Source organism: Aliidiomarina sanyensis (genome assembly GCF_003987175.1).
Classification (GTDB): Bacteria; Pseudomonadota; Gammaproteobacteria; order Enterobacterales; family Alteromonadaceae; genus Aliidiomarina; species Aliidiomarina sanyensis.
Genome location: NZ_PIPM01000007.1, coordinates 45,177 through 60,907 on the forward strand (window position 1 = coordinate 45,177; position 15,731 = coordinate 60,907).

Sequence of the window (15,731 nt, forward strand, 5' to 3'; positions counted from 1 at the left end):
CAAACGTTATTTTTTTGTATCCCGCAGCAACATTAGCGCAAGTTGTCCACTTTGTGACCTGTACCATAGTACAGTATCGCAGTGCTTTATATTCTCAGGAAATCAGTGCAGATTAAAAAACACGCTGGCCGCGAGAGCGACCAAAATAATAAGAAATGAGGTGATACATGCTGAGCATGATCGGGTTAGTTGGGGGGTTAGCACTTCTTATTGTGCTGACGCTACGCGGGTGGAATTTATTCATCAGCGCTCCCATTTGTGCGCTGATTGTCGGGTTAACCAGTGGTATTCCAGTCTTCCTTGGGGACATAAACTTTGTGGAAAACTACATGAGTGGTTTTTCAGGTTTCGTGGCCGCCTGGTTCTTCATGTTCTTGCTCGGATCGATTTTTGGCAAGTTTATGGAAGATACAGGGGCTGCAGACAGTGTGGCCGAATGGATTATTCATAAGCTAGGAAAAAGCAAAGCTGTACTCGCGGTCGTTCTGGCCTGCGCAATTTTGACCTACGGCGGGGTGAGCGTTTTTGTCGTCGCTTTCTCAGTTTACCCCATGGCTCTGAGTCTCTTTAAGGATGCGAACCTGCCTCGACGGTTTATCCCTGCTGCGCTCGCTTTTGGCTCAGTCACCTTTACGATGACATCGGCAGGTTCACCCGAAATTCAGAATTGGATTCCGATTGCCTACTTGGGTACTTCGCCCTATGCGGCTTGGGAAGTGAGTTTGGTCGTTGCGGTTTTCATGGCCATCTTTGGCTACTGGTGGTTAATGAAAATCATCAACAAGGCGGTTGCGCGCGGCGAGCACTTTGTAGAGCGCAAAGGCGACCCAGTGCTGTCTGATCGGCGGCGTCCTCATCCGATTACCGGTCTTTTGCCGCTTGTGGTGGTCTTAGCGCTTTCATTTATTTTCCACACGAAGTACGCACAAATGGCCTTGATCATCGCCCTGTTAGGGGGCGTACTCGCCATCATGATCATTAATTGGAAGTTCTTTCACGATATTCAAGGAGCCCTCAGTGCGGCCACAACGGGTGCATTGATCGCGATCGGGAATACGGCAGCGGTGGTCGGTTTTGGTTCGGTCGCGCGGGTGACACCCGCATTTGAAACGGCGGTATTGGCTATGACGTCGATTCCAGGCAATGAACTCATTGGTGCAGCCATTGCAGTAAGCGTTATTGCAGGCTTAACGGGATCGGCGTCCGGCGGACAGGCTATCGCGCTTCCGGAAGTCGGCCCACATTACTTGGCACAAGGTGTGAGCCCTGAACAATTGCATCGGGTGGTTTCGATCTCGTCCGGGGCGCTCGATTCACTGCCGCACAATGGGTATGTCGTCACCACCATCCGAGCTATCTGTAATGAGACGCACAAAGACGCCTATTGGGCAGTGGGAGCGGTGACGGTCGTGGTGCCGATGGTTGGACTCGCACTGGCCATCATGCTGTTCAATATGTTCTAACGGAAAATGGGAGCGAAGTACCAGATGTCTGAGGGACTCATCCACACAACCGCTGGAAATATGATGTCATCTCCGTTGCGGATTATTGATTTGCTCGACTTCGGTCGACAGCAATTTCCCGATCAAGAAATTGTGAGTCGCCGACTCGAAGGTGATGTTCACCGATACACCTATGAAGCCTGTTGGCAGCGGAGCAATCAAGTCGCGCATGCGCTTGCAAAGCTCGGCGTGCAGCCGGGTGACTGTGTTGCTTCGCTTGCGTGGAATACCCATCGACATATGGAGCTCTATTATGGCGTATCGGGTTATGGAGCGATTCTCCACACCGTGAATCCACGGCTTTTTCCTGAGCAAATTCAATATGTAATCGATCACGCGCAGGATACCTATATCTTTGTCGACCTGGGCTTCTTGGGCATTTTGGAACAAATCCAAAACGCATTACCAACGGTCAAGGGATATATTGTTCTGACGGATCGGCAGCATATGCCTGAAACAACCCTTTCGAATGTTCACTGTTACGAGGACTTACTTGCGCCTCACGCCACATCATTTCCATGGCCGGATCTCCATGAAGACCAAGCGAGTTCGCTGTGTTACACCTCAGGGACCACAGGGAATCCGAAAGGTGTTCTGTATTCGCATCGCGCCATGGTGTTGCATGCTCAGGCGACCGTGAGCGCTGCACTTCTCGATTTACGTCAAGATGACGTGCTCTTGCCGATGGTGGCTATGTATCACGCGAGTGCGTGGGGCGCACCCTATGCAGCTCCATTAGCAGGCTGCAAATTAGTGCTACCGGGTGCGGGCATGGACGGCGCGAGTATGTGGTCGTTGATCGAAGCAGAGAAAGTGACGGTTGGTTTGGGTGTGCCAACTATCTGGCTCACGCTGCATAATTATTTGAGTGAGATCGATGTGACGAAGACCCCACTCAAACGGGTGTGCGTGGGTGGCGCAGCGTCCCCGCTTGGTATGGTGAAGACCTATGCGGAGCGCTACAACGTCTATTGGCAGCCCATTTGGGGTATGACAGAAACCGGTCCGTTGGCCACATCATTACCGCCAACTCCGGCGTTAATGGCACTTCCTGCAAGCGAGAGATACACCTTGCAAACAACAGCAGGAAAGGCAGCTTTTGGCGTTATCATGGAAATTTTTGATGCGGATGATCAACCCGTCCCTCACGATGGTGAGACAAGCGGCGAACTGCGTGTCAAGGGGCCGTGGATTTGTTCGCAGTATTATAAAAATGAAGACCGCAGTGCGTTTCTCCAGGGCTGGCTAGCAACCGGGGATATTGCGGTGATTGATCGGCAAGGTTACATGCGTGTCGTGGATCGCAAAAAGGATGTGATTAAAAGTGGCGGTGAATGGATTAGCTCGATTGAAATAGAGAATATTGTCAGTGCCCATCCGAGCGTCAACGAGTGTGCGGTGATTGGCGTGAAGCACGAAAAGTGGGATGAGCGACCGTTGTTACTTGTGGTCGCTAATAAGGGTGTTCAGGTGACAGCCGACGATATCTATAAACATCTGCAGGGTAAAATCGCAAAATGGTGGACGCCGGATGCCGTGGAGTTTGTAACCGAGTTGCCGAAGACCGGAACTGGGAAAGTACGTAAGAATGAACTCCGTGAACAATGGTTTTTACATCTCGAGTCAAAATGAGCCGTTCTTGATAAGCGCCGGCTTTCTGTTTCAAACGGATTCGCAAGGAGACTGTACATGAATCTAGGATCAAAATATCTGCTGGGATGTTTCTTGATTGCAGCGCTCAGCGCAACGATTTCCGTAAGTCATGCGGAATCGTTGCCTTTGGTCGAAAAAAAGGAATTTGTGACCACGAACTTTAAAACCTTTGGAGGACAGGTAATTCCGGAGGTTCGTGTCGGATGGGAATCTTACGGCGAGCTGAACGACGACAAGAGTAACGTCATTTTAGTTACGCATTTTTTCTCCGGTAATAGTCACGCAGCTGGTCGATATACGGAAGAAGATCCTCAGCCCGGTTACTGGGATGCGATTATTGGCCCTGGAAAAGCAATAGATACAAATCGATTCTTTGTACTCAGCGTCGATACGTTGGTCAATCAAGAACCGCATAATCCGCGCGTCATCACGACCGGACCTGCGAGTATCAACCCGGAAACCGGCAGACGGTATGGTCTTGATTTTCCGGTGGTGACCATTCGTGATTTTGTCAATGTGCAAAAGCTCCTGCTGGATGAACTTGGCATTGAGCGTATACATGCAGTTATTGGCGCATCAATGGGATCACTTCAGGCGTTGGACTGGGCTGCTGCCTATCCTGAGCGGGTCGAACGCATGATTTCCGTTATTGGAATGGGTGCTGCTGATCCATGGACGATTGCAACACTGCAGCTTTGGGCAAATCCGATTTTGAACGACCCAAACTGGAATGGCGGTGATTATTACGACGCTGAACCGCCTCGTGCAGGTGTCGAGCAAGCACTTGGAATGGTGACATTGACCGCAATGCATCCGCTGATCGTGAACCAATTGTATGGCGCTAGTACGCCGCGGGAAGCGGCTCCTTTGGAGAACATCCGCAATGACTTCCTGGTTATTGAGCAGTTGCAAGCGGCGGCACGCATGCGAGCAACCTATGCAGATGCAAACCACATTTTGTATCTGGTACGCGCCAATCAGTTATTTATGGCCGGGTACCAAGACACGCTGCGGGAAGGGCTTGCGAATGTGCAAGCGCGCTCTTTGTTTATTCCTTCAAGTAACGATCTCCTACTCCAGCCTTATCTGGCACGCGATGCCCATGAAACGCTGATTGATTTAGGGAAGGAGAGCACCTATCTCGAGCTTGCCGGACCATGGGGACACCTAGATGGCGTTTTTGGAATTACAGAGCAAGCGGAAGCGATTTCTCGGTTTTTACGCGACGAGCTTCCCTAGCCAAGGCTTCATGAAACTGTGGTGTCTCATATAGTCAGTTAACAATTTGTTACAAATTGACGGTTTGCCCCTACCGGCTACTATGATAACTTTCATAGCAGTGGTAGGGGCTTTTCTTTGATTGATGGTTTCTCATTGATTAAATATGCGCACACGGACGTGTGCTTCCTCTCACCTCCTCATTTTGTGTGCACGGAACGCATCAGGATAAGCGAGGAGCTGAGAGGGGCTATTACCCAAGGAAAAATGACATGGATGAATTCGACCTCATGGATGAGGTCTTCTCATAACTGCCTCACGTAAAACCTCTCCAAAAATCAGATTTTTATACCCGCTGACAACCTCCAACTTCTTGCTTCAAGCCGCTATCCCAAACAAAATATGATCTTTGGCATATCAAGCCAAAGTGATTAAAAAACATGCACTTACTTAATATATGATCATCGTAATATATTACAAATACCTAACATAACGCCTAGTCTTAGCTCACCGGATTCAATGGGTTTGTGCAGTACCCCGGTAGGATCAGCGGAGGTAAAACGCTGAGTATGACGTCATTCGAGCACTCCCCCGCTCGGTAAGGAAGTCTAGCTATGAACTATGCAACACATTTGATGCTCTCAGCCGCAGCCGTTGCTGCTTTGAGCTTCTCATCGGTGGCTACGGTAGAGGCCAATGAAGTCTGCCAAGATCTGCTCGCCGGACAGACAATTAATGTTGGCGAAGTTTGCGTGAGCAATGATGAAGATACCATTACCGTTGTTTTCACAACAGAAAATGGTTGGGAAATGTCGAAAGCCGATCTCTATGTTGGGGATTGGGCCAATGGGGTTCCCCTCAACAATGGCGGGAACTTAACGCCTTCTCAACTGCCGCACAAGCAGGAATTTGATCCTTCGGTCACAACGATTACATTCTCGTTTTCCATGAGTAACTTTGGCCTTACTTGCGATAGTCTTTACCTCATCGCTGCGCACGCTGATGTCTCGAAGGGCACACAGTCTGAGACCGCTTGGGGTAAAGGAACACGACCTAACCCCTCTGGCGGGAATTGGGGCATGTATTTCGGCTATCAAGCGGTATGTCCTGATCATGAGCCACCACCCCCACTGCAAGTGTGTGAAGGTTCAGAAACCGGTTATGCATTCAGTGATACGCGCTTCTCTGCCTATGGTGCGAGCAACTGGGGTTGGGTAATTGAAGGAGTAGAACCAGGTGATTCAGGCTCTGCAGTAATTTACGCAGGTGCCGGTAATTACAGTGGTGGAACAGCGGTCGGTACTTTTGAGTATGACTACGGCACCAATGGGTTTTTCTCTGGTACATTTATTATCGACTCTGCTTTTGGACTTCTTGAAACCCATTTGCATGTCGGTGCAGATGTCCCAAGACATCGCAATGGTCGAGTGCAGCTTGCCCCCGGTCAGTTCAACTTCAATGGCAATCGTGACACCTTTGCCGATGATGGAGCCACTTATTACGGCGAAGTTGCAGGCGGAGGAACCGTCAAGGTGATCGCTCACTCGGTAACTTGCACCGTTCAATAGGTACACGTCCAAGTTTGAGTACCTCGGAAAAAAGCGCCTTCGGGCGCTTTTTTATTTGGACTTCGAAAATCTGAATCCGAAGTTAACAATTTCGTATCATTTAGGTTGTCAGATGGCACGGATTTCTATAAAACAGAAGATATTGCATCTGCTTCGTAAAAAAACAAAAAACGCGAATATATCGCGAATGAGCTGATTGCAACGGTAATTGGCGAATACAGGGGTAACTTACGTTGATCGGGCTTAACTCCCAAACATCCGCAAGTGCGGTGTATTATGTTGCAGCGATGACCGCGGGAGTCATGGGCCTGGTCGGGTTTGTTTTTTACTACCTCACAGCACCCTATACCCTCCTCGAAATTATTCCCATGCGAACTGCCTTTGGGGCTCTGATCGTCGCACTCGGCTTTATTGGTGTTGCTGTCGGCGGACGTATCACACAAATTGTGATTGGTGCTGCTTGTGTGTTCTTGGCACTGGCACAACTCGCGGATCGCATAGCAACGGATGCGGATATTCTTCTCGAGCAAGGAACCTTGCTTCGAATCGCCATCAATATCCATTTTTTGTTGATTGGCTTGGCCTTCTTATTCCCCCCTCGGATGGCTGTTGGGCGCGTGGTTTGGTTTATTGCTGCTTATTTTTCCCTCGCCCTTTCACTTGTGTTGTTTGCCTATGGTTGGTTCCCGGATACGCATAACTTAAACCTACCGTTGCCGATGAGCTTTATTGCCGTCAATTTCTTGATTGCGCTCACTGCGGTGATGTTTTTTGCTCGGCTCAAGTGGCGTCATGAAGCTTTTAAGATTGATACGTCCGTGCTCGTCCCTGCGAGCTTGGTGTCCATGGTTGGGATCGTGATTTGGTTTTCGCTCTCTGCGCAAATTATCCGCGACATTGATGACCGTGCAGAAATATTATTAGAGCAAACTATCAATAATGTGGATGCGCGTCTTGACGAGCATTTAAGCGGATTGCGTCGGCACGCGGTGCATTGGAGTCATCTGAGTGATCAAGAAATAACCCTATTGCCCGATAGTATGGCGTTTCTTGAAGACCACCCGATTGTCGTACACCTTGCGCTATACGATGCAAACGGGCGGCTTTTATATGAAGCGCTCTCCCCTCATGCACACAACCAAGCATGGACCGTGGATGCGTCGCGCCGTGACCCACCCTCCGAGTGGCTAGATACGGCCTTTGGATCGGAAGCCGCCTTGGTTTCACGAGAAAGTACGCTGAATGGTGCGCCTCTTATGTACCTCACTACACCCCTAGTACCTGAACCATATCGCGGTGTCGGAACGCATGAACCGCGTGAGTCCTTACAAGTGGTCATGTCGCTTGATGTCCTTAACATCGTCAATTTACCTGTCAACCGGTTCCTTGATTTCTTCACGGTGTATGCTGAGGTGAGTACAGACCTTGTTATTGCCACGGTTGGGGAGCAATTCCAGTACTTTAAAAAATCAGAATTTGAAACACAGAATCCGTATGTTTATGCGCGTATGGCAACACTGCTCGGCGTCTATGATCGAAGCTTTTATGTTGCCATGCAAAGTACTGAGGTGATTTGGCGTAGTGCGCGGGTAAACCAATTTGTGTTTATCCTTTCGAGTCTGTTCGCATTGCTTTTGGTTATTGTTGCAGATTCCAATAAGCAACTGACAGAGGAACGGGATAAGCTGCATCAACTTGCTACCTATGATGGCGTAACCGGGCTTGTGCGGCGCGATGTCCTAGAGCAGCGATTGCAACGGATGCTCGACGAAAAACGACGCACCGTGTACGTGATGTTTATCGACTTGGATGGTTTTAAACCAATTAATGACACCATCGGTATTGCCTTGGGCAATGATTTGTTATCGGATGTCGGCGAACGGATCCGCCGGGTTGGTGGGCCTAACAGTCTGGTCTCTCGCTTCAGTGGCGATGAGTTCATTCTTGTGACCGAGAGTAAGAGCAGTGAAGATCTGAATCAACTCGCGAATCGTCTGCTTCTGGAGATTCGTCAACCTTTCGTTCTTGATGGTGTTGGAATTCACTTGACCGCAAGTATCGGGATCGCGAGTGCAGATTTTAGTGAGAAGTCCGCTGAGCTGATGATTCAAAATGCCGATATGGCGATGACAGGGGCCAAGCGCTCGGGCGGAAATACCTACTTGTTCTTTGCGCCCATTATGGCTGCGAGTTACAACCGCGAAGTCGAACTGCGGGCACGCATTCAAGAGGCGATCTTGAACGATGAGTTTGAAGTTTATTACCAACCGATTGTTGCCACCAAGGATGCACAAATTATAGGTTTAGAGGCACTGATTCGATGGCCCCAAGCCGATGGCTCAATGATTTCCCCCGGCGAATTGATTCCGGTCGCTGAGCATACGGGACAGATTTTGGAAATCAGCGACATTGTGTTTCGTAAGGCTTTTCGAGATTTGCATCAACTCGATGCCACGGGGTGGTTTGTCTCACTCAACTTCTCGGGTCGATTATTTCATCGGGGAGATATTGTGAATCGGGTTCAGTACCTGATGGAAAACAGTCGAGTCTCAGGTAAGCGAGTACATATTGAAGTCACGGAAAGCATTTTTGCCGATGACCAGCACCGGATTCCCGAAAAGCTCCGCGCATTACAGAAGCTTGGGTTGAGCATTTCTATTGATGACTTTGGCACTGGGTACTCGAGCCTGAGTATGCTCTATAAGCTTCCGCTGGATGTGATCAAGATCGACCGGACATTCATTCACGAACTGGAGCCTGAATCTCAGGCCTACCAAGTTGCCGAGAGTGTCATTGAGCTGGCGCAGAAACTCAACAAGCGTGTGATTGTTGAAGGGATTGAGACCGAAGACCAAGTAAAGTTTTGTAAGGAAAAGCGGTGTGATGCAATTCAAGGGTTTTACTATTACCGACCCATGCCCTTCAGTGAGATTCAAAAGCTCGCTGAAAAAGCCCATGCCTAGAATAAAAAAACGGTGCTTAAGTGCACCGTTTTTGTGTCTCAATTAGCGCTTATTCGTCTGCATATTTTACCGTACAACCATACGGGCGCGTGACCGGCCGATCTACAGATTCACCCGCCATCACAGCGCGGGCTGCGTCAGCAAACCAAGGCTCGGCACGAGCAACGTCGTCGTGATTTGCAGTCGGAATGGAGTCAATACCGCCGGCATATTGCAAGATACCCTCAGCATCGATTACGTACATATGTGGCGTGACGCGCGCTGAATAGGCGCGCCCGACGGTTCCATCCTCATCAAGAAGAACGGCCGTTGGTGCGGCATCACGGTTTGCGGTCAGTTCGTCGGCCTGCGCAGGAGACACATGGCCTTGCGTTCCTGGCGCTGAAGAAATTACCGTCAACCAAACGGCACCGTCTTCTGTCAATTCGCGCTGCAGGTTCTGCATATTATTCGTTGCATAGTGTTTAACAACAAACGGACAGTCATGATTCGTCCATTCTAAGACCACGGTCGAACCGCTGAAGTCAGACAATGAATGCTCGACTCCTTGGGTATCAACTGCAGTAAAGGATGGGGCAGGCTGGCCAATTTCAGGGTTGGCGACAGCAGCGGTGGTCATCAGTGCGGCGCTCAGGCCAATCACGAGTTTTTTCAAGTTCATGGTTTCCTCCAAGGCCTTCCGGCCGATGATTTACATAGTTTCTGAAGCACGCTGAATTGCCTCTGAGACAATTCCATTAGTCAAAATCTGTGGCAGGATTTGTGGCTCCTGACCTGGCCAATAAAGGACATACAGCGGCACCCCATTGCGTTGATACTGCTCAAGATAAGCAGTGATGCGCTCATCACGTAGGGTCCAATCCCCTTTTAAATAGGTAATATCGTGTTCGGCAAATAGCGCGCGCGTACTGGATGTTTCAAGGGCGACCCGTTCGTTTGCAAGACAGGTAATACACCAATCGGCAGTCATATTCACGAAGACAGGTTGCTCTCCTTTGAGCGTTTCGAGCTTCTCGGGACTCCAAGCTTGCCAACTTTGCCCGTATTCACTTGCCATCACGGCGCCTTGTTGGAATTGCATAGCAGCGGGTAAACTGCCCATACCGAGTGCTAACATCACAAGGACCAGGATACGATGTCCGAGGGAGCGTGTTGCTTGGAGTTGACCTTTGCCATGCCACCACAGCGCGGTGGAAAACAAAACTAGCCCGATCAATAAGATAGCAGCACTATCGATCCCCGCTTGGCGACCGAACACCCAAATAAGCCAAACGGTGGTGAGATACATAGGAATCGCCATCCACTGTTTGAAGGTTTCCATCCATGCACCTGGCTTCGGCAACCACCGGCTCGCCCCGGGAATAAAGGCAAGCGCGATAAACGGACTGGCCATACCAAGACCAAGGGAGGCGAAGATCAGGAGCGCCACCCCAGTTGACTGAGTTATCGCGAAACCTAACGCCGCACCCATGAAGGGGGCGGTACATGGGCTGGCGATAATCACCGCGAGGACACCGGTCGAGAACGAGCCTTTTGCTCCGCCTTTCGCTGCCGTTTCACTATGCCCCAGTTGCATTAATCGAGTACCGAATTGGAAGACGCCGCTTAAATTGAGGCCAATCGCAACGAACAAGAGCGCGAGAGTCGCAATCAGCCACGGATTTTGCAGCTGGAAACCCCAACCAAGTGCTTGACCGGCTCCGCGTAATGCAAGGAGTAAGGCCGCAAAGGCCACGAAGGTTAAAATCACACCGAGGGTATACCAGAGTGCGTCACCCCGTTGTCGGTGACCGCTATTCGCGAGGTGCAAGGCTTTTAGCGACAACACCGGAAAAACACACGGCATGAGGTTTAAGATTAAGCCGCCGAGAAAGGCAAAGCCCGCCATCAAAAGAAGACTTTGTGGTGCGCTTCCTGATCCGGAGGCACTCGAAGCCGCTGTTTCATCACTCGCAGTGACGGTCAATTGAACGGCACGTTGTCCATCCACAAGCAGCAACGGGAACGAATCAGGTGCTTGGTTGAAATAGGTATTGAGGGTGCGACGCACAATCAAGAGATCATCGACGACCTGAACATCTCCAGACTCAAAGTGTTCGACTAACTCACCCGCCCCAACATACGCATAAAATTGATCTGATTGCCCCATGGCTGCGGCTTCGGGATGATCCACGATCAACGTGACCTGACGCGATTGAATGTCGTATTGACCGCGCCAATCTGCAATCTCAGGCAGGTTGGCGCGTCCTGCTGCAAACGAATCGACATTATTTACCGCAAGTGTTGCGGAGCCGACGGGAATCTCAAAGTCAAACTCAGCAGTACCCGGAATACACCAATCTTCACAGACGAGCCAATCGACCCGTGCCTGAATGGAGAGGAAATCCTCGGCAAAGTCAGCTGGAATCGTGATGTTTGAGATGAGGTAGGTGGTGCCTTCAAAGCCGTAGTTAGAGAGCGGTCCAATGTTATATTTGGATGCAACGGGCCACTCAATATCACTGACCTCGACTCCTTCGGGTAGTGTCCACTCAATGACCGTTGCTAATCCGGAGTCTCCTGGATTGATCCAGTAGGTGTGCCATCCGGTTTCAGGCATAAGCTTGGCGGCGACTGCAAAGGTCTGGCCGGGCGTGACCTCCTGATATTCTGAAAGCATTTGAGCTTCCAGGTGCGGTTGTTCAACAATTTCAGTTCGCGAAGCGTGAGCACTCGTTACTGACAGCAAAACGAGAAGACAACTGATCCATGTGACATAGAGCGTGGTTCGCAGATTCATAAGCAACTGTTGGTTAATTTCGCACGTAAATTCATCATACGGCCTGCTGAGACATTCCGATGTATGAATAACTGAATTTTGCGATAAATTGGCCTAAAAAAGAGGTGTCTTGAGAGGATTGGGATGTTTTTACACCGATTGCCCTGCAACCCAGCCGGAACTCCACGCCCACTGGAAGTTGTATCCACCGAGCCAACCGGTTACATCCAATACTTCCCCAATAAAATAAAGTCCCGGTTGTAGCTGGCTCTCCATGGTCTTGGAACTCACTTGGTTTACATCGACACCTCCCAACGTGACTTCCGCTGTGCGATATCCTTCGGTGCCGTTTGGCTTAACACTCCATGAATGTAAGTACTTACTTATTTTCTCGATTTCTACATTTGAAATATCACCCAAGGCTTTGTGCTGCCATGGCACACCGCGTGTCTCACTTTGGGTTTGAAGCGCTTGAACGAGGCGCTTCGGGAGGTGCTTGGCGAGGCAACTTGCGACCGTTGCCTTGGGTGTCTCTTGGCGTGCTGTTTTGAGGAGGTCGCTGACATCGAGGTGTGGCAGTAGGTTTACCTCCAGTGATTCCCCTGGAAACCAGTAGGATGAAATTTGCAACATGGCAGGGCCACTCAGCCCGCGGTGGGTGAATAACATGGCTTCTTTAAATGCGGTTCGTTGATTTTCAGCGATGACTTCAGTGGCAACGCCGGGCAGTTCTTCATAGGCAGCTTTATCGTGATCGTGCAGGGTAAATGGAACGAGTCCAGCCCTGACCGGAACGATACGATGTCCAAACTGCTCGGCAATTTGGTAACCCAGCGGTGTTGCGCCGAGTTTAGGCATGGATAAACCGCCTGTCGCGATGACCAAGGACTTGGCTTCGAAGTCACCCTCAGACGTTCGAACGCGATAGCCGTGATCGTAGTCAACAGATAAAATCTCGGTTCGTAGCTGAACTTTGGCCCCAGCAGACTTGCACTCACGCAAGAGCATTTGCACGATGTCTTTTGCAGAGTCGTCACAGAACAACTGCCCTAAGGTTTTCTCGTGCCACGGAATTCCGTGTTTATTCACGAGTTCAAGGAAGTCCCACTGGGTGTAACGACTCAAAGCTGATTTACAGAAATGCGGATTTTCAGAGAGAAAATTCTCAGGACTTGTATGTAAATTCGTAAAGTTACAGCGACCGCCACCGGAGATTAGTATCTTCTTGCCCGCTTGCTTCGCGTGATCTAAAACCAGAGTTGATTTGCCCCGCTGTGCTGCCTGCATAGCGCACATTAATCCAGCAGCGCCGGCCCCGAGTATAAGGGTATCAACAGTAACAAGTGATTTATGTGGTTCGGCCATCGGTTTTCTTTTGCGAGCAGCGCTTGGTTGAATGACATAAATTGTAACACTTTAGCCTGAGCAAAGTTGAAGATTTGAGTTACATTACTAATTGGTACAGTTTGATTTTGCTTTTAGCGGAGCAATTTGCCTTTAGCGGAGCAACGAGCTCAGTAGCTGAGTGCCGACATTTTTAGGTCTCGGGCATGCGCCCAAACGACCAGCCTGCTCACTCTGCGTGTGAGCATCACGTGAGGATAACGCAATGAAAAAGCAATGGATTATAGCAGGGGCATTACTCAGCTTCCTCAGTTTCAGCGCGTCAGCGGAAATTGGGGAATGTGAGGAAGGCATTTGTTCTGAGGTTATGGAGCGTTTACAGCGGTCTGCAGATTACGGCTCAAGTGAGGCCATGATCATTATGGCTGTGGCCTATGCAAATGGTGAAGGCGTGGCCGTGAATACGGATCGCGCTCGGGTATGGATGAAAGAGGCGATTCGTTTTCGGAATCCACAAGCCTACCATGTGAAATCTCAATGGCGTCGTGTAGGACGTATTTTTGACCAAAATGAGGAGCGGGCCGAGTATTGGCTGAGCCGCGCGATTAATGTTGGATATGCGCCGGCTATGTATGAGCGAGCCATTCGTAATTTGCAGGCGAATATCGATATTGATGCTTCGATTGAGCTTCTGCAAGATGCGGCAGAAGAAGGCCATCCTGAGTCGATGTACACACTTGCACGGATGTACGAAGAGGGTGCGTTGGGAGAGGTTTACCCGTTTGAAGCAGCTGCATTATACATGCATCTCGCGGTCCGTAACTTCCGTGATTCACGAGAGCGCTTGCGTGAATATACTCAGACCTTCGAGGCATCCGATGACGCGGAAGTTCAGGCGTTTGCTCGGACACTTCGCGAGTATGAGAATATGGAAGTGATCGTTGTGCGGGCAATGCAGGGCGATAGTCTTGATATTTTAGCGAATCTCTCGGAGCGCTTGCAGAGCCGTTACTTTCGAACGCCTGGAACGGGAACGCGTCTGCGTCGCACCTCGCCGTGTGGACAAGGAGGTTTGCCGTGTAACGTGGTATTCGACAGAGATGGTGCCGATACCCCAGCATCAACGATAGGCGAATTGTTGTTTGGACCGAGTGGCAGTGCACCGGTGTCTCGTTTCTAACGTATTGGTAATGCGTTGATGTGCACAGTGAAAAAGAAAGGCCCGCATCTGCATGATGGGGGCCTTTTTAGTGTCATGCGCTGGGGGAATTAGCTTGCTAGCGTGTAGCCAATATCACACAAATAGGCATTCACTTGGGGCTGGTAATCTGCCCCGTAGCCAAACAATACCGCGAGTACCAGAACCACCACACAAGCAAGCATCAACTTACCGAGCAGCGGCAAACAGAAACGGAACCAGCGGTCATAAGGCACACCGGCAATTCCAATAATCCCCATTAATACCGCGTTAGTCGGCACGATCATGTTGGAGAACCCGTCACCAAACTGATACGCAAGAACTGCAACCTGACGTGGCACCCCGACCAAATCGCTGAGTGGCGCCATTAATGGCATGGTGACAAAGGCTTGCCCACTTCCAGAAGGAACGAAGAGGTTCAGAATAGTCTGAATTACGAGCATCCCCACCGCAGAAATATAGGACGGAACATGGGAAAGCGGCATCGACAAACCATGAACGATGCTGTGCAACACTTGACCATCTTCTAAGATCAGGGCAATTCCGCGTGCGATACCAATCAGCACCGCAGTCGTTGTCAGATCTTTGACACCTTCGATAAAGCTATCAGCAGCCTCATCAAATTTTAGGCGGCCCAGAATGGTAATGAGTAATCCCCAGCCAACGAAGCATGCACCGAGCTCATACAAATACCAGCCGAACTGTGAGATACCATAAATAGCAATCGCAATCGTGCCGAGGAAGGTGCCGAGAATCAGCTTATGGCGTTTATTGAGCTGGGGGTAGTCTGCCTGCGTTTGGCCTTCCAGTGGGCAAGGAAGATCGGCAACCAAGCTTTGTTGCGGATCTGCTTTGACCTTCTTGGCGTAGCTCCATACGTGATGGAAAGCGATGAGCACAAATGGCAGGATAATTGCTAACCGCAGCCAGAGACCTGAGTACGGCGGAACTTCCGCGATACCCTGAGCGATTAATACCGTGAAGGGATTGAATGCAGATACACCGTAACCGACACCGTATCCCGCAACGGTCATGCCGACCGCTGTCATGGCGTCAAGCTTCATTGCCTTACACAGTGCAACCAAGATCAATACAAATGGAATGTACTCTCCTGCGGTTCCAATGGCACCTGAAGCAAGCGAAAAGAAAAAGATCACCATGAAGATGAGTTTCTCTGGGCGATCTCGATGCTTTTCGAGCAAGCGTCCGATCAGTGCATCAACGGTTCCTGTGCGGCGCGCAATGGCCAATACGCCACCCACGATGAAAACGAAGAAGATAATGTCTTGTGCCGCTGCAAATGCGCGAGGCACGGCGGTGAGGAGTTGCCAAGGCGTTAAAAACTGGCGCTCTTCAACCAGCTCATAGGTACCAGGGACGACGACACTGCGGCCGGTCTCGGTCAGTTCCGTTTGAAAGAAGCCTTGTGGAACGATCCAAGTGGCGAGCATCGCCACAATCATCATGCTAAATAAAAGCGTGAGCGTATGTGGGACTTTAAATGCTTTGGTCATAAAGCAGCCTATG

At 50.2% G+C, this 15,731-nt stretch carries 10 protein-coding genes; 6 read left to right on the forward strand and 4 right to left on the reverse strand.

All coding sequences use genetic code 11. From position 1 onward, the window contains the following. Window positions 1-167 precede the first annotated feature (167 nt). The 5 genes from CWE11_RS07825 to CWE11_RS07845 all read left to right on the forward strand — a co-directional run bounded on the left by CWE11_RS07825 (window position 168) and on the right by CWE11_RS07845 (window position 8,904). Entirely contained in the window at window positions 168-1,463 is a 1,296-nt protein-coding gene (locus tag CWE11_RS07825) for a GntP family permease (protein ID WP_126777063.1), read from the forward strand. A gap of 24 nt (window positions 1,464-1,487) precedes the next feature. Beyond that, a complete protein-coding gene (locus CWE11_RS07830; RefSeq protein ID WP_126777064.1) occupies window positions 1,488-3,134 on the forward strand; it encodes a long-chain fatty acid--CoA ligase in 1,647 nt (548 codons plus the stop codon). Between the two features lie 57 nt (window positions 3,135-3,191). Further along, window positions 3,192-4,394 (forward strand): E22 family MetX-like putative esterase, encoded by a 1,203-nt coding sequence (locus tag CWE11_RS07835; protein WP_126777065.1) that lies wholly within the window; start codon window positions 3,192-3,194, stop codon window positions 4,392-4,394. A 593-nt stretch (window positions 4,395-4,987) separates the two neighbouring features. Next, the gene (locus CWE11_RS07840; protein ID WP_126777066.1) at window positions 4,988-5,941 is read left to right on the forward strand and encodes a hypothetical protein; all 954 of its coding nucleotides are present in this window, start codon (window positions 4,988-4,990) and stop codon (window positions 5,939-5,941) included. Window positions 5,942-6,174: 233 nt separating this feature from the next. Next, a complete protein-coding gene (locus tag CWE11_RS07845) occupies window positions 6,175-8,904 on the forward strand; it encodes a putative bifunctional diguanylate cyclase/phosphodiesterase (RefSeq protein ID WP_126777067.1) in 2,730 nt (909 codons plus the stop codon). Window positions 8,905-8,953: 49 nt separating this feature from the next. Here CWE11_RS07845 and CWE11_RS07850 read toward each other — a convergent pair whose 3' ends face one another. From CWE11_RS07850 to CWE11_RS07860, 3 genes are all read right to left on the reverse strand, one after another. Beyond that, window positions 8,954-9,565: a redoxin domain-containing protein gene (locus CWE11_RS07850; RefSeq protein WP_126777068.1), complete on the reverse strand. Its 612-nt coding sequence runs from the start codon at window positions 9,563-9,565 to the stop codon at window positions 8,954-8,956. A 30-nt stretch (window positions 9,566-9,595) separates the two neighbouring features. Continuing rightward, window positions 9,596-11,563 carry a protein-disulfide reductase DsbD family protein gene (locus tag CWE11_RS07855; protein ID WP_241971757.1) on the reverse strand — a complete coding sequence of 656 codons (1,968 nt, stop codon included), beginning with the start codon at window positions 11,561-11,563 and terminating at the stop codon, window positions 9,596-9,598. 249 nt (window positions 11,564-11,812) lie between these two features. Further along, window positions 11,813-13,027, reverse strand: coding sequence for a BaiN/RdsA family NAD(P)/FAD-dependent oxidoreductase (locus tag CWE11_RS07860; RefSeq protein WP_126777070.1), 1,215 nt, complete (start codon window positions 13,025-13,027; stop codon window positions 11,813-11,815). Window positions 13,028-13,271: 244 nt separating this feature from the next. Here CWE11_RS07860 and CWE11_RS07865 point away from each other — a divergent pair, with 244 nt between their 5' ends. Beyond that, on the forward strand, window positions 13,272-14,186 hold the full coding sequence (locus CWE11_RS07865) for a tetratricopeptide repeat protein (RefSeq protein ID WP_126777071.1): 915 nt from the start codon (window positions 13,272-13,274) through the stop codon (window positions 14,184-14,186). Window positions 14,187-14,275: 89 nt separating this feature from the next. Here the strand turns inward: CWE11_RS07865 and CWE11_RS07870 are convergent, their stop codons facing one another. Beyond that, a complete protein-coding gene (locus tag CWE11_RS07870) occupies window positions 14,276-15,718 on the reverse strand; it encodes a YfcC family protein (protein ID WP_126777072.1) in 1,443 nt (480 codons plus the stop codon). Between the last annotated feature and the right edge of the window lie 13 nt (window positions 15,719-15,731).